General features: G+C 66.3%; 14 protein-coding genes. 4 read left to right on the top strand and 10 right to left on the bottom strand.

The features are described 5' to 3' along the window. Positions 1–641, bottom strand: a 641-nt coding sequence (pyrF, locus tag ACOJTB_RS15915) for an orotidine-5'-phosphate decarboxylase (protein WP_420103499.1), incomplete at its 3' end; no start/stop codon positions are given. 198 nt (positions 642–839) lie between these two features. On the opposite strand from pyrF, the gene ACOJTB_RS15910 reads away from it, so the two are divergent. Then, positions 840–3170, top strand: a complete 2331-nt coding sequence (locus tag ACOJTB_RS15910) for a molybdopterin guanine dinucleotide-containing S/N-oxide reductase (RefSeq protein ID WP_420103498.1) — start codon at positions 840–842, stop codon at positions 3168–3170. Positions 3171–3218: 48 nt separating this feature from the next. On the opposite strand, the gene ACOJTB_RS15905 is transcribed toward ACOJTB_RS15910, so the two are convergent. The 9 genes from ACOJTB_RS15905 to ACOJTB_RS15865 form a co-directional block, all read right to left on the bottom strand. Further along, on the bottom strand, positions 3219–3884 hold the full coding sequence (locus ACOJTB_RS15905) for a DsbA family oxidoreductase (RefSeq protein WP_420103497.1): 666 nt from the start codon (positions 3882–3884) through the stop codon (positions 3219–3221). A gap of 290 nt (positions 3885–4174) precedes the next feature. Further along, positions 4175–5215 carry an NAD-dependent epimerase gene (locus ACOJTB_RS15900; protein ID WP_420103496.1) on the bottom strand — a complete coding sequence of 347 codons (1041 nt, stop codon included), beginning with the start codon at positions 5213–5215 and terminating at the stop codon, positions 4175–4177. Between the two features lie 65 nt (positions 5216–5280). Continuing rightward, positions 5281–6696 (bottom strand): phosphomannomutase, encoded by a 1416-nt coding sequence (locus ACOJTB_RS15895; RefSeq protein WP_420103495.1) that lies wholly within the window; start codon positions 6694–6696, stop codon positions 5281–5283. A gap of 140 nt (positions 6697–6836) precedes the next feature. Further along, positions 6837–8015, bottom strand: a complete 1179-nt coding sequence (locus ACOJTB_RS15890) for an SGNH/GDSL hydrolase family protein (RefSeq protein ID WP_420103494.1) — start codon at positions 8013–8015, stop codon at positions 6837–6839. 10 nt (positions 8016–8025) lie between these two features. Next, a complete protein-coding gene (locus ACOJTB_RS15885; RefSeq protein ID WP_420103493.1) occupies positions 8026–8382 on the bottom strand; it encodes a hypothetical protein in 357 nt (118 codons plus the stop codon). A 67-nt stretch (positions 8383–8449) separates the two neighbouring features. Next, positions 8450–9706, bottom strand: a complete 1257-nt coding sequence (locus ACOJTB_RS15880) for an HlyD family type I secretion periplasmic adaptor subunit (protein ID WP_420103492.1) — start codon at positions 9704–9706, stop codon at positions 8450–8452. A gap of 57 nt (positions 9707–9763) precedes the next feature. Next, positions 9764–11539 carry a type I secretion system permease/ATPase gene (locus tag ACOJTB_RS15875; protein ID WP_420103491.1) on the bottom strand — a complete coding sequence of 592 codons (1776 nt, stop codon included), beginning with the start codon at positions 11537–11539 and terminating at the stop codon, positions 9764–9766. 577 nt (positions 11540–12116) lie between these two features. Beyond that, positions 12117–13460 (bottom strand): UDP-glucose dehydrogenase family protein, encoded by a 1344-nt coding sequence (locus ACOJTB_RS15870; RefSeq protein ID WP_420103490.1) that lies wholly within the window; start codon positions 13458–13460, stop codon positions 12117–12119. A 331-nt stretch (positions 13461–13791) separates the two neighbouring features. Then, positions 13792–15243: an exopolysaccharide biosynthesis polyprenyl glycosylphosphotransferase gene (locus ACOJTB_RS15865; RefSeq protein ID WP_420103489.1), complete on the bottom strand. Its 1452-nt coding sequence runs from the start codon at positions 15241–15243 to the stop codon at positions 13792–13794. A gap of 480 nt (positions 15244–15723) precedes the next feature. Between ACOJTB_RS15865 and ACOJTB_RS15860 the strand changes: the two genes are divergently transcribed. The 3 genes from ACOJTB_RS15860 to ACOJTB_RS15850 all read left to right on the top strand — a co-directional run bounded on the left by ACOJTB_RS15860 (position 15724) and on the right by ACOJTB_RS15850 (position 19378). Beyond that, positions 15724–16260 carry a hypothetical protein gene (locus ACOJTB_RS15860; protein WP_420103488.1) on the top strand — a complete coding sequence of 179 codons (537 nt, stop codon included), beginning with the start codon at positions 15724–15726 and terminating at the stop codon, positions 16258–16260. Positions 16261–16330: 70 nt separating this feature from the next. Next, the gene (locus tag ACOJTB_RS15855; protein ID WP_420103502.1) at positions 16331–18547 is read left to right on the top strand and encodes a GNVR domain-containing protein; all 2217 of its coding nucleotides are present in this window, start codon (positions 16331–16333) and stop codon (positions 18545–18547) included. A gap of 90 nt (positions 18548–18637) precedes the next feature. Then, positions 18638–19378, top strand: a complete 741-nt coding sequence (locus tag ACOJTB_RS15850) for a hypothetical protein (protein ID WP_420103487.1) — start codon at positions 18638–18640, stop codon at positions 19376–19378. Positions 19379–19489: the final 111 nt, after the last annotated feature.

Genomic DNA, 19489 nt, shown 5'->3' with positions numbered 1-19489 from the left:
ATGGGACGCCCGACGACGAGATGGTCGGCGCCTGCGCGCATCGCCTCGGTGGGTGTGAGCGTGCGCTTCTGGTCGCCGGCGGCGCTGCCGGCCGGACGGATGCCGGGGGTGACGATCACCATGTCCGGCCCGATCACCTCGCGCACGATCTCGGTTTCGGCCGCCGAGCAGACGATGCCGTCGATGCCGGCGCTGCGGGCCTGCTCGGCGCGCAGCCGTACGAGATCGCGCACGGCCAGGCCATAGCCGGCATCCTTGAGATCGCCATCGTCATAGGAGGTGAGAGCCGTGACGGCGAGCAGCTTCAGATCGCTGTCGCCGCGGCCTTCCACCGCCCCCCGCATGGTCTGCGGATAGGCATGGACGGTGAGAAAGGTGACCCCGAGCTTGGTCAGCGACTCCACGCCTTCGGTGACGGTGTTGCCGATGTCGTGGAGCTTGAGATCGAGGAAGACCTTCTTGCCTTCGGTCACCAGCTGGCGGGCGAGATCGAGCCCACCCGCAAAGGCGAGGCGATAGCCGATCTTGTAGAAGGTGACGCCGTCATCCAGCGTCGAGACGAGGCGGTAGGCGTCCCAGACGGTCGGCACGTCGAGCGCGACCATCAGGCGGTCGCGGAGGTCGTTGATCTTCTGCGCCATGGCAGGCTCCCGAGTTTCGAGGCAAGGCGCATGATTCGATCGGGGATGCAAGGCCGCTAGCCGCAGCGCGGCCGGTCCGCCGCGTGAGCGCGATCCATGTCCGCGGCTGATCGGTGCCATGACGGGTTGTGGCTCGATAGGGCGCGGCCGCCGCGCTAGAAGCGGGTACCCCGTCACCCTCGCCGGATCATGATCGCGATGAAACAGGACGATGCACGCCGAGGCCTGGACGAAGGCTTTCAGCCGCACAGCTCGCATTGGGGCGTGTTCTCCGCGCGCATGAAGGACGGCCAGATCGAGGTGCGCCCGCATCCTGCCGATCCCGACCCCAACGGCATCATCGAGAATTTTCCGGGCGCGCTGCGTCACCGCGCCCGCATCGGCCAGCCGATGGTGCGGCGCGGCTGGCTGGAGAACGGGCCGGGCCCCGACCGGCGGCGCGGCCGCGACGACTTCGTGCCGGTGAGCTGGGAGAAGGCGCTCGACCTGCTGGGCGGCGAGCTGAAGCGCATCCGCGACGGCGCGGGGCCGGGCGCGATCTTCGGCGGCTCCTATGGCTGGGCGAGCGCCGGGCGGTTCCACCACGCGCAGAGCCAGATCCACCGCTTTCTCAACATCGCCTGCGGCGGCTATGTGAAATCGGTCAACAGCTATTCCTCGGGCTCCTCGCAGGTGCTCGTCCCGCATATCATCGGCGACTACGAAGGGTTGACGAAGCGCAACGTCTCCTGGGAGCAGATCGCAGAGCACAGCCAGATCGTACTCGCCTTCGGCGGCATGGCGCTGAAGAACTCGATGGTCGCGGGCGGCGGCGTCAGCCGCCATGTCGAGCGCGGCGCGATGGAGCGGGCGGCGGCGCGCGGCTGCGAATTCGTGCTGGTCGGACCGCTGAAGGCCGATCTGCCGGAGGAGGCGAAGGCGGAGTGGATCGCCTCGATCCCGGCGAGCGACACGGCGCTGATGATGGGCATCGTGCATACGCTCGTCAGCGAAGGTCTGCACGACAGGGCATTCCTCGAGCGCTACACGGTCGGGTGGCCGGTGTTCGAGCGCTATCTGATGGGTGAGGCCGATGGGCAGCCCAAGGACGCCGCCTGGGCTGCCTCTCTCACCGGCGTCGCGGCGGAAGAGATCGTCGCGCTGGCGCGGCGGCTCGCGGGCAAGCGGGCGGTCATCGTCGTCTCGCATTCGCTGCAACGGGCCGAGCATGGCGAGCAGCCGGTCTGGATGGGCATGGTGCTCGCGGCGGCGCTCGGCCAGATCGGCCTGCCGGGCGGCGGCTATGCCTATGCGCTTGGAGCGATCGCCTATTACGGGCGGCGTTTCAATGCCGTCCCGCTGCCGACCTTTCCGCAGGGGCGCAATGGCGTCAGCGATTACATTCCCGTCGCGCGCATCGCCGACATGCTGCTGAAACCCGGCGAAACCTATCGCTACAACGGCCAGACCCGGACCTATCCGGCGATCAAGCTGGTCTATTGGGCCGGTGGAAACCCGTTCCACCACCATCAGGATCTCAACCGTCTTCGCGAGGCCTTCTCGCGCATCGACACGCTGGTCGTTCACGAACTGGCCTGGACCGCGACGGCGCGCCATGCCGATATCGTGCTCCCCTGCACGATGACGCTGGAGCGGGAGGATATCGGCGCCAATTCGAACGACCCGCTGCTGGTGCCGATGCGGCCCATCGCCGAACCCTATGGCCAGGCGCGAGACGATTACGACATCTTCGCCGATCTCGCGGAGAGGCTCGGCGCCCGAGAGGCCTTCACGGAGGGGCGCACGAGCCGGCAATGGCTGGAGCATCTTTACGAGCCGACGCGAGCGGGCCTCGCGGCCAAGGGGCTGCCGGCGCCGAGCTTTGCCGAATTCTGGCAAAGCGAGGGCTATGAGCTGCCGCAGCAGGAGGATGATGGCGGGCCGCTGCGCGCCTTCCGGCACGACCCGGAGGGCAAGCCCCTGCGTACGCCGAGCGGCAGGCTCGAAATCTTCAGCGAGACCATCGCAAGCTTCGGCGAGGCCGATTGCCCCGGCCATCCGACCTGGCTCGGGCCGGTGCATGTGCCGGACGAGGCCTCACCCTATGTCCTCGTCGCCAACCAGCCGCGCACGCGGCTGCACAGCCAGCTCGATTTCGGCGGGCACAGCGAGGCCGCCAAGCATCGGGGCCGCGAGGTGGCGCGGATGCATCCTCAGGACGCGGCCCGTCATGGCATCGGCGACGGCGATATCATCCGACTGTTCAACGAGCGCGGGGCCTGCCTCGCCGCGGTGAAGCTGACGCAGGATATCCGTCAGGGCGTCATCCAGCTGCCGACGGGTGCGTGGTACGATCCCGCCGATCCGAGCGAGGACAAGCCGCTCTGCGTCCATGGCAATCCGAACGTGCTGACCAAGGATGTCGGCACCTCGTCGCTGGCGCAGGGCTGCACGGGGCAGCTGACCACCGTTCAGGTCGAACGCTTCGACGGCAATCTGCCGCCGATCCAGGCCTTCGAGCCGCCGGGCGCGGCGATGGCGGCGGAGTAGCGGGGCTGCTGCGGGGGCTCCTCAGGATGAGGGCTGAGTTAATAGCCCTCAGAACTGCGGCTGCTCGTCCCGCTGGCGCTCGGCGAAGACCTGCTGGAAGACCTGGGCCCAGACATCCGGTGGCTGGGCGCCGGAGAGAGCGAGCTTGCCGTCGACGATGAAGAACGGCACGCCGGTGACGCCGATCTCGCGCATGCGGTTCTCCAGCCCGATGACGGTGTCGCGCAGCTCCTCGCTGGCGAGCTGGTCGCGCGCGGCCTGCTCGTCGAAGCCCTGCTCGACGGCGATCGCGACCAGCGTGTCCAGATCGCCGACATCGCGGCCGTCCTGCCAATAGGCCTTGAACAGCGCCGCCTTCATCTCGCTGCCGCGCTGCACCGTCGAGGCAGCGGCGACCAGCATATGGGCGAGGCGCGTGTTGACGCTCTTCGTGACCTTGCCCCAGTTGAACGTGACGCCGCTCTCCAGCGCCGCTTCCGACAGCCTGACTTCGATTTCCTTGCGCTTGCCCGGGCCGAATTTGGCGTCGAGATATTGCGTGCGGTCCATGCCCGCCGCCGGCATCTCCGGGTTGAGCTCATAGGGTAGCCAGGTGATCGCGAAGCGGTCGGCGAGGCCGAACTGGGCCAGCGCCGTCTCCAGACGCGCCTTGCCGATGAAGCACCAGGGGCAGGCGATGTCGGAGACGATCGCGAGCGAGAGCTTCTCCTGCATGTCGAAATCCTTCGTCAGGCGCCGGCACTGGCGCGGGCGGCGTGTGGACCCGGTAAACCCTGCTCACGACCTCGGATTCGAGGCCACGTCCGGTCTGAAGGCGGTGCTCTAGACGATCGCGCCGCCGAGGGGAATTGCCTGCCGGGCCCGAGCGATGCGACGGGCTGTGCAGGCCCGGGCCGGCGGCGACTCTCGGGCAGATGATGCTCGCGCTGTGCCGATTCCAGCCATCAGCCGCTGTCCGGCGGCGCGATCCGGCATCGGCGGCGGGCGCTGACCCCTTCCCGCCGTCAGGCGCCGGCCGGGATGCCGTAGAAGTCACGATACCAGGCGACGAAACGCGGTATGCCGACCTCGATCGGCGTGCTCGGGCTGAAGCCGGTCCGCGCGGCGAGGCCCGAGACATCCGCATAGGTCGCCGGTACGTCTCCAGGCTGGGCCGGCAGATGGTTCTTGATCGCCTTGCGCCCGCATGCCTCCTCGATCACCGCGATGAAGCGGTCGAGCCGCAGCGGCGTGTGGTTTCCGATGTTGTAGACGCGGAACGGCGCCGACGCCGTCGCCGGATCGGGCTTGGCGGGGTCGAAGGCTGGGTCCGGCTCGGCGGGCAGACCCGCCAGCCTGACGATCGCTTCGCGGATATCGTCGACATAGGTGAAGTCGCGGCTCATCTTCGCCTCGTCATAGACGTCGATCGGCCGGCCTTCGAGGATCGCCTTGGTGAACTTGAAATAGGCCATGTCCGGCCGGCCCCAAGGGCCGTAGACCGTAAAGAAGCGCAGGCCCGTGGTCCGAATGCCGTAGAGATGGGCATAGGAATGCGCCATCAGCTCGTTGGCGCGTTTCGTCGCGGCATAGAGCGAGACCGGGTGATCCGCCCTGTCGTGCTCGCTGAAGGGCACCTTGGCGTTGGCGCCATAGACCGAACTCGACGAAGCATAGACCAGATGTTGGACGGGGTGCCGGCGGCAGGCTTCAAGCACCGACAAAAAGCCGTCCAGATTGGCGCTGGCATAGGCGCGCGGATTGTCCAGCGAATAGCGCACGCCGGCCTGAGCGCCGAGATGGATCACGACCTGCGGCCGGAACGCGGCGAAAATCGCTTCCAACCCCTCATAGTCGGAAATGTCCTGCTGGTCGAAGGTGAAGCGCTCATGCCCCAGCAGCAGGTCGAGCCGAGCCTGCTTGAGGGCCGGATCGTAATAGGGGGTGAGATTATCGACGCCGCGGACCTCGATGCCGGCATCCAGAAGGGCCTGCGTGACATGGAAACCCACGAAGCCGGCCGCTCCCGTCACGAGAACCCGTTGGAAAGTGCCGGGGTTGTGCATGGGTCATCCTCGCAGGGTCAGCCGGTCGGCGTCGGCCCGATGGTGGAAAAGGGTGAATGGCCGGCTCACGCCGGGCGCGTCTGCGCAGCGGCGAAACCCAGATATTGGGCCATCAGCGCCTCCGCCTGCACCTGATCGGCGGCCTCGACATAGACGCGCAGCTCTGGCGCGTTGCCGGACGGGCGGAAGTGCACCGTCGCGCCGCTTCCCAGCGTCAGACGCAGGCCGTCGCGATCGTCCCGTGCCGCGACGCCGCCATGATCCGCAAAGGCACTGTCGCGGAAAGTCGGGTCCTCCGCGTCGAGCCGCGCGATCAGAGCCGCGGTCCGCTCCTGCGGGATTTCCTGCAGTCGGTTCGACAGGGCCACCGCGAAGCTGGCCTCGCCGGCGAGCGCGCCCAGCGTCGTACCTTGGCTGCGGGCCAGAGCCAGCGTCGAGAGGATCGGCAGCATGGCATCCCGCGTCGGCAGCGCAGGCAGGGTCTTGCCATTTCGGGTGACGTCGGAGCCGAGCAGGACGCCGCCATTGGCTTCGAAGCCGATGACGATCCGCGCGCCCTGCGCCTTCGCCTGGGCCATGCCGGCGATCACATAGGGCGAGCCCACGCGGGTACGGACCACCTGCGCGAAGGCGCTCGGCCGGTCCAGCGCGGAATTGGAGGTCACAGGGGTCACGATGGCATCAGCCCCGAGCAAGCGCGCGGTGAGCGCGCCCACGAGATCGCCGCGCAAAAAGCGCCCGCTTTCATCCGCGACCAGCGGGCGGTCGGCGTCGCCATCGGTCGATACGATGGCGTCGAGCCGGCGTTCACCCGCCCATTGGGCGGCAAGCTGCTCGTCCTCCGGCCGCAGCGCTTCGGTATCGACCGGGATGAACCGGTCGCTGCGGCCGAGGCTCACCGGAGTGGCGCCCAATGCGGAGAGAACCGTGCCGATGACGTCGCGACCGACCGAGGAGTGCTCGTAGACGCCGATGGTCATCCCGGAGAGGGCCTGGCCGAAAAAGCCGGAATAGCGGGCGACATAGCCGGAGAGCACGTCGCGGCTCGTGGGCGAGACAGTCACCTCCGGTGCCGTTTCGAGCCCGAGCGCTTGATGCTGCGCGAGGATGCGCTGTTCATCAGCCTTGTCGATTTCGCCCTCAGCCCGGTAGAATTTCAGCCCGTTGCGATCGTCCGGGATATGACTGCCCGTGACCATGATCGCCGGGCTGCCTGCCGTCATCGCGGCGAGCGCCAGAGCCGGGGTCGGCACCGCACCGCATGCGACCGGCACGAGCCCGACATCGGCCACCGCCTGGGCGCACTGGCTGGCGATCAGCGGGCTGGACGAGCGCAGATCCTGCCCGATCAGGATTTCACCGGAGACCCCATCCTCGCGCAGAACGGCACAAAACGCCCGGACATGCGCATAAGTCGGCAGGCCGACGAGCTCGGTCACCAGCCCGCGCAGGCCGGAGGTTCCAAATTTCAAGCTGGTCATGTCAGGCCTTATCGGGATCGTGTTCGCAGGTGCAAAATAGCCTGCGAACACGCTCGATGTCACGCCCCTAGACCGACACCGTCGGCGATGCCCCGATCAACCCGGCTCGGGTGACTGAGCCGGGTTGATGTCTGGGTCGTTCAGAACAGCAGTGCGCTCGCCAAGGCCTGAGCCTCGTCGGCATAGCCGGGTTCGGTCTCGTGGATCGCGTCGCGCATCAGCCCGAGGGCGTTGGCGTTGGCGAAGTTGACGAAGCGGGCTGCGTGATCGACGACGATGCAGCCCTGGCTGGCGCCGAGGCCGATCAACGCCTGGCGGAAGGCCTCGCGCTGGGCATCGGTGCCGTAGCCGCCGCTATTGCCGAAGGTCGCGACCTCCAGCACGACATCCGCTCCGGCCGCCTTGGCCTTGGTGATGATGTCGAGGATGTTGGCGGTGTAGGTTTCGACCGAAACGCCCGTGTTCAGGTCGTTGGAGCCGAGCTGGATCACGACCAGATCAGGCTGGAGCGTGGGTAGGAAGTTGGCCGCGTTCCAGTAGTTGGCGTTGCCGTTCGACGAATGATAGGCCGAGACCGTGCCGAAGGCGCCGCCATTGATGACATCCACGGCCGGGACCGTGCTGTCATAGGCGATCTGGCCGGCGAGCGAGACATAGCCGCCCGAGGTTCGCACCATGTTGAAGGTATGCGTGCCCTTGGTCAGCGTGGTGGTCGTCTTGATGAAGCCGTCCACGGTCGAGCCGCCATTGGGCGAGCCGTTGATCGTGGAGAGCGCCGATCCACCATCCGCCGACACGGTGAGGATGCCATCGTTCGCCCGCTGCTTGGAGAAGGTCACGACGGTGTCGACCTGACCTTCCGGGGTGAAGTCGAGGCGCGTCGTGCCATTGGTCGCCCACATCACGCCGCCGAGCGTCTGGTTGCCGCCGCTCCAGCCCGTGTTGATGACGAGGCGCGGGTCGTAGCCGACCTTGGCGGCCGGGCTTGCGAGCCCCGAGGAGGCGAACCACGCCTGCCGGTTCGCCGGGATGCCCGCCGCGTTCAGCAACCTAACGAGATGCGCGATCTTGGAGCGCTTCTCGGCATCGGTCGTCCAGGTGTTGGTCGAGTTGGTGCCTGCGCCGGCCGCCATCGTCTTGCTGTCACCGATGAAGACGATCCTGGGCCGATAGGTTCCGGCGCGGAGCTTGGCGAGCGCGGCCTGCCAGCGGCGCAGATTGGCAGGCGAGCGATAATAGACGGGCACGTTCTGCAGGGGCAGGATGGTGGGGAGGGCGCCTGCGGTCAGGGCGGTGCGGGTGTTGAAGCCAGCGTTCATGGTGCTCACCTCACGCATAGAAGGCGAGCGAGCCCTTGCAGGCGACAGACGCCCGAAGGACCAAGTGGGTCGGGACGGTGGTGCCGTCCGCCAGCGTCGCCGGAATGCGGCGCGCCGCCGGGTTCAGCTCGCTGCCGGACCCGTCGCTCGTCGAGGCGGCCGGCAGGGTGAAGCTGGTCGTGCTGATACCGGGCTTGGCCCTGAAGTCGCCGTCCACGGAAAAGAGCACGAACTGGGCCCCGGCCGGGATCGCGATGCGGACGAGGGTGTCCGCGGCGAGAACGACGTCTTCGACATAGTCCGACCAGGTCGGCGCCATCGACAGCCGCGAGGAGCTGAGCGGGAAGGTTTCGTAAAGGTCGCGCATGGGCCTCTCCATTGAAGGGAGGCGCAAGATAGGAGCACGCGGAGCGCCGGGGATAAGTCGGGCGGGCTCAGTTCGCCCGGAAGGCGCGCTTCACCTGATCGGCCAACGGGCTCGTCAGATAGGACATCACCGAACGATCCGAGGTCTTGATGAACGCTTCCACCGGCATGCCCGGCAGCAGCTTGCGCTCCCCGAGGCGCAAGAGGGCGTCCGCATCCAGCCTGATGCGCGCCGTATAGAAGCTCATGCCGCTGCGCTCGTCGCGTGTAACATCGGCGCCCAGACGCACGAGCCTTCCTTCGACGTCGGGCGTCGTGCGCTGGTTGAAGGCCGCGATCTTGACCATTACCGGCTGATCGGCATGCAAATGACTGATCTCGCGCGGCGTGACTTGCACGTCGATCATCATCGCGTCGCTGTCGGGGACGATCGTCATCACCGTCTCTCCCGGCGCGATCACGCCGCCGACGGTGAACACCGACAGGTCATGGACGATGCCGGCCTGCGGTGCGCGCAGATCGACCCTGGAGAGCTGGTCGCGCGCCGCGATGCCGCGCTCCACCAGTTCAGCCCGCTTGTCCTGCAGCTCGCGCAGTTCGCGCGCGGTCTCGCTGCGGATGTCCTGCTCAATCTGGAGAATCTGCAGATTGATCTCGTTGATCTTGCCTTTGGCCGCAGCCGTCGCGGACAGCAGCAGCCCGCGCTCCCCGGAGAGACGTGCCGCGTCGCGCTCCAGAGCGTTGACGCGCGTCACCGGCAGGAGGTTCTTGGCATAAAGCTCCCGCACGCCCGTGAGCTCATCGCCGATCAGTGCCGTCTCGCGCTCTTTCGCCCGCAGCTGCTCGCTCTGCCCGGCGATTTCGTTCTCCAACTGCCGGATGCGCTCTCGCAGCTGTGCCACCTGTCCCTGACGGGCAAGCCGGCGCAGCTCGAAAAGGCGGATCTCGTCGTCCAGCAATGTCACCCGCCCCGGATCGACCGGGCTCGCGGCGAAGCGCGCTGGCACCGTGACCGCCATGCGCCCATCGCGCTCGGCCAGCAGCCGGGCTTCCCTGGCGGCGAGTTGATCCAGCGTGTTCTCGACGATGGCGAGATTGGCGCGCGCGACCGTCGGGTCGAGCTTGAGAAGAATGTCGCCGGCATCGACCCTGTCGCCTTCGCGGACAGCGATGGCTCCGATCACTCCGCCGGTCGGGTGCTGGACCTTCTTGACGTGGGTTTCCACGACGACCTGCCCGGAGGCGACCACGGCGCCAGATATCTCCGTCGCGACCGCCCACCCGCCAAGGCCGAGGACGAGCACGCCGGTCAGCGCATAGCCCAAAAGAAGATATCGCTTCAGGGAAACGGCCGGGTCGGGTCGTTGAGCGCGCAGCATGGCTCAGACCGCCAGACGTCGTTGGTCGGAAGCGGGGCGGCTCGCCGGTTCGGGCCTGCCCGTCACCGCGGCGAGGACCTCGTCGCGCGGACCGAAGGCCTGGGCGCGGCCACCGGCCATCATCAGCAGCAGGTCGCAAGCCGCGACGGCGGCGGGGCGATGGGCGACCACGACGGCGATGCCGCCGCGAGCCTTGATGCCCTCGATGGCCTGCGTCAGCGCCAGATCGCCTTCCTGATCGAGGTTGGAATTGGGTTCGTCGAGCACGACCAGGAAGGGGTCGCCATACAGGGCGCGCGCCAGCGCCACCCTCTGGCGCTGGCCGGCCGATAGCATGGTGCCTGCCTCGCCGATCACCGTATCGTAGCCATTGGGAAGCCGCAGGACGAGATCGTGAATGCCTGCGGCGCGGGCGGCCGCAATCACCGCCTCGGCCGGGGCATCCTTGGCGAAGCGCGCGATGTTCTCCGCGATCGTTCCGGCGAAGAGCTCGCTCTCCTGGGGCATGTAGCCGAGATGAGGACCCAGAATCTCTGAAGGCCATTGCGCGATGGCAGCCCCGTCCAGCCGCACGGCGCCCTTTGCCGCCGGCCAGATCCCGACCAAGGCCCGCACCAGCGACGACTTGCCTGAAGCGCTTCGCCCGATCACGCCCAGCGCCGTGCCGGCCTGCAGCACGAACGACACATCGACGACGCTCGCTGTCTCGGCTCCGGGCGGGGCCAGCATGAGGTTCTCGACGGCCAGCGTGCGGCAGGGCGCGGGCAGCGCCATCGCCGCCATGGGTTCGGCGCCGAGCGTCGCATCGAGGCGTCGCCAGGCGGAGCTGGCCGCGACGAAGCCCTTCCAGTGGCCGATCACCGCCTCGACCGGAGCGAGCGCGCGGGAGACGAGGATCGAGGCCGCGATGATGATGCCGCCCGTCGCTTCCTGGCGAATGACCAGCCAGGCGCCCAGAGCGAGCACCATCGACTGCAGCGCCGTGCGAAACACCTTGGAAAAGGCGCCGTAGCCTGCGACGACGTCCGAGGCGCGACCGCTGGTTTCGAGATAGGCGCTGTTGGCCGCATGCCAGCGCTCGCCCATCGCCTGTCGCATGCCGAGCACATGAATGGCCTCGGCCGAGCGGCGAGAGGCCTCGGCCGCGAGGGAGCGCCGCATCGCATGGGCGTTGCTCGCCTGCGTCGCCTGTCGGGCGCCGCGATCCGTCATCAGCGTCAGGACGACCAGCACGGCCGCGCCAGCCATGGCGGCGGCGCCGATCCAGGGATGGAATGCGAAGCAGATCAGCAGATAAACCGGGATCCAGGGCAGATCGAGAAAGCCGACCGGGCCACCGCTCCAGAGGAACTGGCGCAGCTGATCGAGATCGCGTGAGGGTTGCTGCGGGTCACCCGCGCGCCGGCGCAGCGCCAAGTCGAGACCAGCGCGATAGGCCCGGTCGGAGAGGCGAGCGTCCAGCAGCGCTCCCATGCGAACGAAGACGCGCCCGCGGATCAGATCGAGCACGCCCTGAAACCCGTAGACGACCAGCGCGATGACACAGAGAGCGGCCAGCGTCGGCAGGCTGCGGCTCGGGATGACGCGGTCATAGACCTCCAGCATGAAGAAGGAGGAGGTCAGATATAGCATGTTGATGACGGCGCTCAGCAGCGTGACGCCGATCAGGGCCTGCCTGCATTCGGCGAGAGACTGTTCCGGTGCGGGAGCCGAGGCCGGCCTCGGCGCGAATTCGCGCTCGACCCTGCTTCTGAGCTGCGAAACGGAATTCTGGTTCAACAGGGCGATCTCCGCCGCGCGCGCCGTCTGGCGACCGCCCTGCCATTATGGACCCGCGAGTCACCAAAGCTTTAACCGGGGGAGTTTTTGCCGGGTGGGCGCAATCTCGACGGCTTGGGCCTGCATTCCGATCGCCGCCGCCCCGGGGTTGATGCTGCCGAAGCAGCTGAGCCCTGATGCGCCGGCATGCGAGGGGCGATAGCGCTTGCGGCTCACGGCCGAACGAGCCGGCGGCGCGAGGCAAGCTGAGCTGGGCAGTGTGTTCCCGGCGCGGGCCGCTACAGTGCGGAGGGGGGAGCGTCTGCGATCGGGCGCACCCGGCCCATTCCTTCGTCGCAGATGGTCGAGCCGCAGGCTCTTCCGCGCCTGCGATCAGTCGTTTCCGGGCCGAGCCGGGCATGAACCCGGCCGCTGCGAAAGTGTATGCACTTTCCGGCAGACCCCCGACGCCGCAGCGGGCAGGCGAACCTGGATCAGCCGGCTCGATGGCGCGCAGCGGCCCCAGCATCGATCAGCAGAGATAGCGCCCGCCAGCCCTATGGAGAGACGGCGGGCTGTCCATGCCGGCTGGCCCGGATCAGGCCGCGTCGCTGTCGGCGACGGCGGGAGCGGCCGTGCCACGCCCGATATCGGCGTAAACGAAGCCTTTCGCCCGCACCTGATCGGCCCGATAGACATTGCGCAGATCGACGAGGACCGGCTTCTTCATCAAGGTCCTGGCCTTGTCGAGGTCGAGTGCGCGGAAGATGTTCCATTCCGTGACGAGCACGGCGGCATCCGCGCCTTCCAGGCAGTCATAGGTGCTGGTGCAATAGGTCACCTGCGGCGGCAGCATCGGCTTGGCCTGATCCATGCCCTCCGGGTCGAAGGCCTTGATGATGGCGCCGCCATCGAGCAGCGTCGCGATCACCGACAGCGAGGGAGCGTCGCGCATATCGTCGGTGTCTGGCTTGAAGGTGAGGCCCAGCACCGCGATCGTCTTGCCGCGAACGGAACCGCCGCAGGCGGCTACGACCTTGCGGCCCATCGCGCGCTTGCGCTGGTCGTTCACGGAAGCGACCGCCTCGACGATCCTCGACGGCGTGCCGTAATCCTGAGCCGTCTTGATCAGGGCCAGCGTGTCCTTGGGAAAGCAGGAGCCGCCATAGCCCGGCCCCGCATGCAGGAACTTGCCGCCGATGCGGTTGTCGAGGCCCATGCCGCGGGCGACGTCCTGAACATTGGCGCCCACCTGCTCACACAGATCGGCCATCTCGTTGATGAAGGTGATCTTGGTCGCGAGGAAGGCGTTCGCCGCATATTTGGTCAGTTCGGCCGTGCGGCGGCTGACGTTCAGGATCGGCGCGCTGTTGAGATAGAGCGGCCGGTAGACCTCCGCCATCACGCCGGTGGCGCGGTCGTCATCGGCACCGATGACGATCCGGTCCGGCCGCTTGAAGTCCGCGATCGCCGCGCCCTCACGCAGGAATTCGGGGTTCGACACCACCGAGAATTCGGCGTCCGGCCGCAACTCCCGGATAATGCGCTCGACCTCGTCACCGGTGCCGACCGGAACGGTCGATTTCGTGACGATGACCGTGTAGCCTTTCAGCGCCTGAGCGATTTCCCGCGACGCCGCGTAGACATAGGACAGGTCTGCAAAGCCGTCGCCGCGCCGGGAAGGCGTCCCCACCGCGATGAACACCGCGTCTGCCGCGCCGACGGGGCCGGACAGGTCTGTGGTGAAGGACAGCCGTCCGGCTTCGGCATTGGCGGCGACCAGATCGGCAAGGCCGGGCTCGAAGATCGGGATCTCGCCGCGCTTCAGCGCCTCGATCTTGCCCTCGTGCTTGTCGACACAGATGACGTCATGCCCGAAATCGGCAAAGCACGCCCCGGACACCAAGCCGACATAGCCTGATCCCACCATCACGATCTTCATCGAACGCTTAATCCTCTTCCAAAGAGCGAGAAGAATAGATCCCCTTGGCCAGCGAAGGCGAGCCTGGGCCGCCAACGAAACAACCTATGATGGCCCGGAAGGCGACGAGCAAGAAAGAGCTCTCATCGGCAACCGGGGTCGATCGCGTCTCACCGGACGGGCTTTAACGCGGGAGCTTGGTGTTCTTGTGACGAAATGAACTGCACGGTCGTCAGCCTCGTCTCTGCAAAGGGGACGGTTGAAGGCAGCAAAGCGCAAGCCTCGTCGTTCACTCCCGCGCCTCTGTAACCAGCGTGCCGCGCGAACTTGAGATGTCTCGCTCCAGAACCGCTCAGTAGGCGGTTTTCTGCCTGAGGACGACGACCATCGTGCGCAGGATGATCGAGATGTCGAGCCAGATCGACCAGTTGTTGATGTACCACAGATCCTTCTCGATCCGTGCCTCCATATTCTCGATCTTCGGCGTCTCCCCGCGCAAGCCCTTGACCTGCGCCCAGCCCGTCAGGCCGGGCTTGGCATGGTGGCGAAACGCATAGGATTCGATGAAGCGGGCGTAATAATCATCATGCGCGACGGCGTGTGGCCGGGGGCCCACGATCGACATCTGCCCCGCCAGCACGTTGAGCAACTGGGGCAGTTCGTCGATGCTGGTGCGCCGGATCAGCTTGCCTACGCGGGTGACGCGCGCATCGTTCTTCTTGGCCTGTTCGATCGAGGCGCCATTGTCGGCGACGGTCATGGACCGGAACTTCAGAATGTTGAAGGTCTTGCCGCCGAAGCCCCGGCGCCTCTGCTGGAAGAGGACAGGGCCCGGCGTGTCGAGACGAACGAGGATCGCGGTCACGACGAAGAGCGGGCTCAGCAGGAGGAGGCCCAGGCTGGCGACGACCAGATCGAGGACCCGCTTCTGCACGCGCTCCAGCGCCGTAAGGGGAGCGCGCTGATACTCGGCGATGAGGAGCCCGCCGGCCCGGATCATGCTGCGGTCGTAAATGGCCTTGATCCGCGGGGTCAGCATCAGCCGGATCGGCACGGGTATGACCCGAAACGCTTCGAACAGCGGATCCACCTTAGCGGCGGTCTCATCCGTCGGCGCGACGATGATCTCCTGAATATGGCCCTGCCGCATCAGCATTTCGGCCCTGGCGACGGCGGCGGCAATGTCTTCCGCGGTCGGTTCCGCGGGCAGTTCCTCGACGAAGGCTGGGCGCAGGCCGCGGGTGTTCAGATCCTGCAGCCGGCGAAGAGAATCGTGCTCCTTGCTGCCCCCGACGCGGAAGACGATGACCTTCGTCACGAAGACCAGATCGCGGGCGATCGCATGTCGGACGACGTCCGGCCACCAGCGTCGGAGACCGATCAGGGCGATACCGCCGCTTGCGGCGTAAATCGCGACGGTTCCGCGTGAGAAATCGGCGCCGATCTTCAGCATGAAGGCGCACAGCGCCATGAAGCCGAGAGCGACCATCCAGAGGCGAAGCGCTAGAAGTGCGCTGCGCCAGACGCCGTATCGTCCCGGCTTTCGCGGCTCGTAGGCGCCGGTGAGATAGGACAGCGACACGAATGTCAGGGTCGAGACGAGGCCGAATCCGATGAAGCCGCCGATATCGGCCGTTCCCGGCACCAGCGCGCCATAAATCCAGGGTGCCAAAAAGGCCGAGGCCATCAAGACGAAGGCGTCGGCCGCGCAAGCGATCGGAGCGAGCGCTCCCCACCCCAGGGACACAGGGGCACGCCGCGCTTGGGTGCCGTCAAAATACAGCGTGTTTCCGACAGGTTGCATAGTCGCCTCTTCGGACCGCTCAATCTTCGAGTTCACGTTAGCACAGGATTAATCATGGAAACAGGCAAAATTGTGCGCCGCATCAAAAATGGCCGCCGGGCGAGTTTCGTCTGCTGATCCTCTCGCATGAGGGCCGGCTGATCCTCTCGCATGAGGGCCGGCGCGGACCGGGAGCGGTGCCGGCTCGCGGCTCACCATCTATGCCAAGGCCGTCGAAGTGTATGCCTTTGCCGGTATTCATGGCTTTTCTTGGCCTTGATCGCGCAAAATTGATCGCTGCCTAATTCGGCGCCGAGCAGGAACGGGGCCGCCCGGTCATCCGCCGATTGTCGCGTCGCATGGGGGCGGCCGAGGGGGCAGGGGGCCTTCCAGAGCCCGCAGCATATGGTTTATTTTGCAGTGCGACATAACTATGCCATACAGTTTCGCTCTGGAGATGCGCGAGCGTCTCCATGAATGCGATGCAATGAGAAAGACCCTGTGCCGAACACGACGTTCCGGATCGCGCTCTGCCTGGCTGCCTTCCCCCTTGCTGCGCTGATGCCGCAGGACGTGGCGGCCGAGGCCAGTTGCCTCCCGGTCGGCGACCGCACCGCCCGCTCCGAACTCGATCGCTTCAAGCAGGCGCCCGGCGGATTTCTGGCCGATATTCGCAATGACCCCGAGAAGATCAGCGGACTGATTTCGAGTTTCGTCGCGAGCGATCCCGGACTTCTGGACGCTGTAAGGCAGCTGGTCGCCTCGTCCGGAACAGCGCAGCGGCGCGCCATCGGCATGGGCCTTGCCAGCGCTGCCGCACGCTGTACAGCCACCCGTCCGGTCGCCGCATCGACGATATCGGACTTCGCGCGCAAGGGTGAGTCGAACGTGACGGTGGGCTTCCTGTCACAAGGCGATGTCGGCCGGGCTGCGCTTCCCCCCAGTTCGCGCCCCAGGCCGTCACAGGGCGGAGCCTTGATCGAAGGCGAGTTCGGCGAGAAGCTGAAAGACCCGTTCGCGGATCCCGAAATTCCATGATCCAAGATTCCCTGATCCGACACCTGACGAAAAACGGCCTGGCGAGGCACGGAAAGACAGAGGCTTGACGATGTACATGCCGCGCGAGCCGCTTCAGCCGACGGGCCAGGCTTCATCGATGGGGCTTCCCGCCATTCTGACGCCCAGTCAGATCCTCGATGTCTTCAGGCGCCAGTGGCCCTTGATCGTGGGGTTGGCGGCTGCGGTCGTCGTCATCGTCGCAGCCTATGTCCTGACGGCCGCGCCTCGGTTCACGGCCAATGCCCGCATCCTGATGGACACGCGGCAGAATCAGCTTCTGGAAACCCAGAAGATCGTCGGCGCGGCGTTCATCGATACCGGCGTGGTCGACAGCCAGGTCGAACTGCTGATGTCCGAGAACCTGATCTCGTCGGTCGTCCGCACCAACAATCTTGTCTCCGACCCCGAGTTCAATCCCAAGCCCGGCCTGGTGTCGACGCTGCTGTCCCATCTGTCCTCGGGCGGCAGCGCTCCTGCCTCCGAAGAACGGCGCGTCCAGAAAGTCGTGGAAGCGATCCAGAGCAATCTGAAGGTCGATCGCGTGGGCACGACCTATGTGCTCTCCGTCAATTATACCGCCCTCGATCCGGCCAAGGCCGCCAGCATCGCCAATGCGATCGCCGAGGCCTATATTCTCGGCGGCCTCGAAGCCAAATACGAATCGACGAAGCGCGCGGGGCAGTGGCTGCAGGCGCGCAGCGTCGAATTGCGGGACGCCGCGACACAGGCCGACCGGGCGGTCCAGACCTTCAGGGCGCAGAACAACATCGTCGGGACGAGCCGCGGCCTGATGAGCGATCAGGAACTGACGGACGTCAACAGTCAGCTGACGCAGGCCAAGGCCGCGACAGCCGAGGCGAAAGCCCGACTCGACCGTGTCAATTCCGTCATCGACAAGGATGTCGTGCAGGCGACGGTCAGCGAGGCGCTGAACAATTCGGTGATCACCCGTCTGCGGGCGCAGTATCTCGATCTGTCCGCGCAATATGCCGATTGGTCGAGCCGCTTCGGAGCCAACCATCAGGCCTCGATCAACCTCGCGAACCGCATGACGGAGCTGCGCAAGTCGATCCAGGACGAAGTCAGGCGCATTCGAGACGGAAGCCAGAGCGATTACGAAATCGCGCGGGCCCGGGAGCAGAGCGTCCAGACCCAACTCGACACGCTGGTGAAGCAGGCCAGCAGCTCCAGCCAGACCCAGGTCGAACTGCGCAATCTGGAAAGCGCGGCCGACACCTCGCGGACGCTCTACAACAACTTCCTCGAGAAGTACCAGCAGGCGACGCAGCAGGAGACCTTCCCGATCACCGATGCGCGCATCATCGCCACCGCGGTTCCGCCGGACAGGAAGAGCTCCCCCAAGACACTCCTGCTGCTGGCGGTCGGCAGCGTCGCCGGCCTGCTTCTGGGCACAGGAGCCGCCTTCGCCCGAGAGTTGATGAACGACGTCTTCCGTACGCCGGGCGATGTCGAGGACAATCTCGGCATAAAGTGCCTGGGAATTCTCCCTGCCGTGCCTGCCGCCGCATCCCTCGAGCGGCGCGGCAATGACGGTGCGGACAGCCGGCGCTACATGTCGGATTTCGTCGTCGGCAATCCATTCTCGCGCTATGCGGAGACACTTCGCAGCATCAAGGTGTCGATCGACGCCGCCCAGATGGGCCGGCCCATGAAGGTCGTCGGCATCGCGTCTTCGCTGCCCAAGGAAGGAAAGACGACGGTTACCGCCAATCTGGGGCATCTCGTCGCGATGACGGGGCACCGCACGATCGTCATCGATGGGGACCTGCACACCTGCTCTTTGACCCGCACGCTCGCGAGCGATGCCAAGGCAGGGCTGCTGGAGGCGCTCGCGGCTCCCGCGGATGTTGCCAGCTTCATCCAGACAACGGGCACATCGGGGCTGCATGTGCTGCCGGCCGTGGTGCCGCAGCGGATGATCAATGCCGCCGATGTCATGGCTTCGACCGCGATGGCGGAGCTGCTGGGCAAGCTGCGCGAGAGCTACGACTACGTCTTCGTCGATCTGGCGCCTCTCATGCCGGTGACCGATGCCAAGGCGAGCAATCACCTGCTGGACGGCATGGTCTATGTGATCGAGTGGGGGCGCACGCGCCGCAGCGCCGTGGTCGAGTCGATCGGAGGTGCAGGCGCGGTGTATGACAAGATCCTGGGCGCGGTGCTCAATCGGGCCGAGAGCGGTGCGCTGCGCCGGATCGAGGGCTACAAGGGCGTCTACTACAACCGGTATTACGTCGAGAAATAAGGTCCGCCGGGCCGAGTGATCGGCCTATCGGCTGCCCGCCGCTCGCCTGCGGGGCAGTCGAATTCTGCCCCACGAGGCGAGGCGCGCTCGGTGCAGAAACCCTTCATTGCCTTTCGCATGACGTGCTGGGTTCTGGCGTTCGCAGCGCTCGGCTGGGCTGTGCTCACTCTGAGGCACATCCCAGCGCCGGGGCTGCTGGGCATGGCGCAGGCGGTTCGGCTCGGGCAGACGTTCGATACCGAGACGCTGCATGCCATGGCTGCGGAGGAAGACCAGCACATCTGCCTCGGCGAGGAGGGAAACAGCAAGCTGCTGATCGAATTCGCGCTGTTCGATCGGCTCCATCTCGCCGGTGGGCGTGTCTCCGACGAGGCTCTTTCCGGCCTTCGCGATGCGGCACGGATGCGCTTGCGGTGCAGCCCGACCGACGCGCTGGCATGGCTCGCGCTTTATGTCGTCGCCATTCGCCAGGAGGGACTCGGCCCGAGCGCCCTCGCCGCGCTGAGAGCGGCCTATCGCAACGGGCCGCACGAGGCGTGGCTGCAGATGCTGCGCCTCCCAGCGGTGCTCACAGCCTGGAACGGTCTGCCTCAGGACTTGCGAGATGCCGCCCGGACCGATTTCGCCGATCTTCTCCAAGCGGGGCTGGACGGTGCGGTGGCCGGCGTGATCGTCAGAGCTCCAGCCGCGAGGCGCGAAGCGCTGCTGGAGACGATCTGCCCCCTCAACCGGGCGCGGAAGCTGGCGATCGCCTGGCAGATCACAAATCTGCGCGCCCATGTGGAGCATCGTTGCCTGGTCGATCCAGCGCTACCCGTCTTCCTGCGCTGAAGGTTAATTTTCGACAAAACGCTGATCGTTCAAATGCGACCTGACGACTTAAGGCTCCTCTGTCGGGTTGCTGTGTATATCGTCTTCCGCATCCCATGGGATATCGGAACG

Origin of the sequence: Allobosea sp. (assembly GCF_048595345.1) — a bacterium.
In the GTDB taxonomy this organism is placed as follows: Bacteria; Pseudomonadota; Alphaproteobacteria; order Rhizobiales; family Beijerinckiaceae; genus Allobosea.
Note: the sequence above shows the minus strand (reverse complement) of the source record. Positions and strands in the feature narration are given on the sequence as shown.

Coding starts and splice junctions, on each gene's coding strand:
- ACOJTB_RS15905 (WP_420103497.1), bottom strand. CDS start 3,884: ATGCAGGAGAAGCTCTCGCTCGCGATCGTCTCCGACATCGCCTGCCCC.
- ACOJTB_RS15890 (WP_420103494.1), bottom strand. CDS start 8,015: ATGAACGCTGGCTTCAACACCCGCACCGCCCTGACCGCAGGCGCCCTC.
- ACOJTB_RS15855 (WP_420103502.1), top strand. CDS start 16,331: ATGTACATGCCGCGCGAGCCGCTTCAGCCGACGGGCCAGGCTTCATCG.
- ACOJTB_RS15900 (WP_420103496.1), bottom strand. CDS start 5,215: ATGCACAACCCCGGCACTTTCCAACGGGTTCTCGTGACGGGAGCGGCC.
- ACOJTB_RS15865 (WP_420103489.1), bottom strand. CDS start 15,243: ATGCAACCTGTCGGAAACACGCTGTATTTTGACGGCACCCAAGCGCGG.
- ACOJTB_RS15885 (WP_420103493.1), bottom strand. CDS start 8,382: ATGCGCGACCTTTACGAAACCTTCCCGCTCAGCTCCTCGCGGCTGTCG.
- ACOJTB_RS15870 (WP_420103490.1), bottom strand. CDS start 13,460: ATGAAGATCGTGATGGTGGGATCAGGCTATGTCGGCTTGGTGTCCGGG.
- ACOJTB_RS15895 (WP_420103495.1), bottom strand. CDS start 6,696: ATGACCAGCTTGAAATTTGGAACCTCCGGCCTGCGCGGGCTGGTGACC.
- ACOJTB_RS15910 (WP_420103498.1), top strand. CDS start 840: ATGAAACAGGACGATGCACGCCGAGGCCTGGACGAAGGCTTTCAGCCG.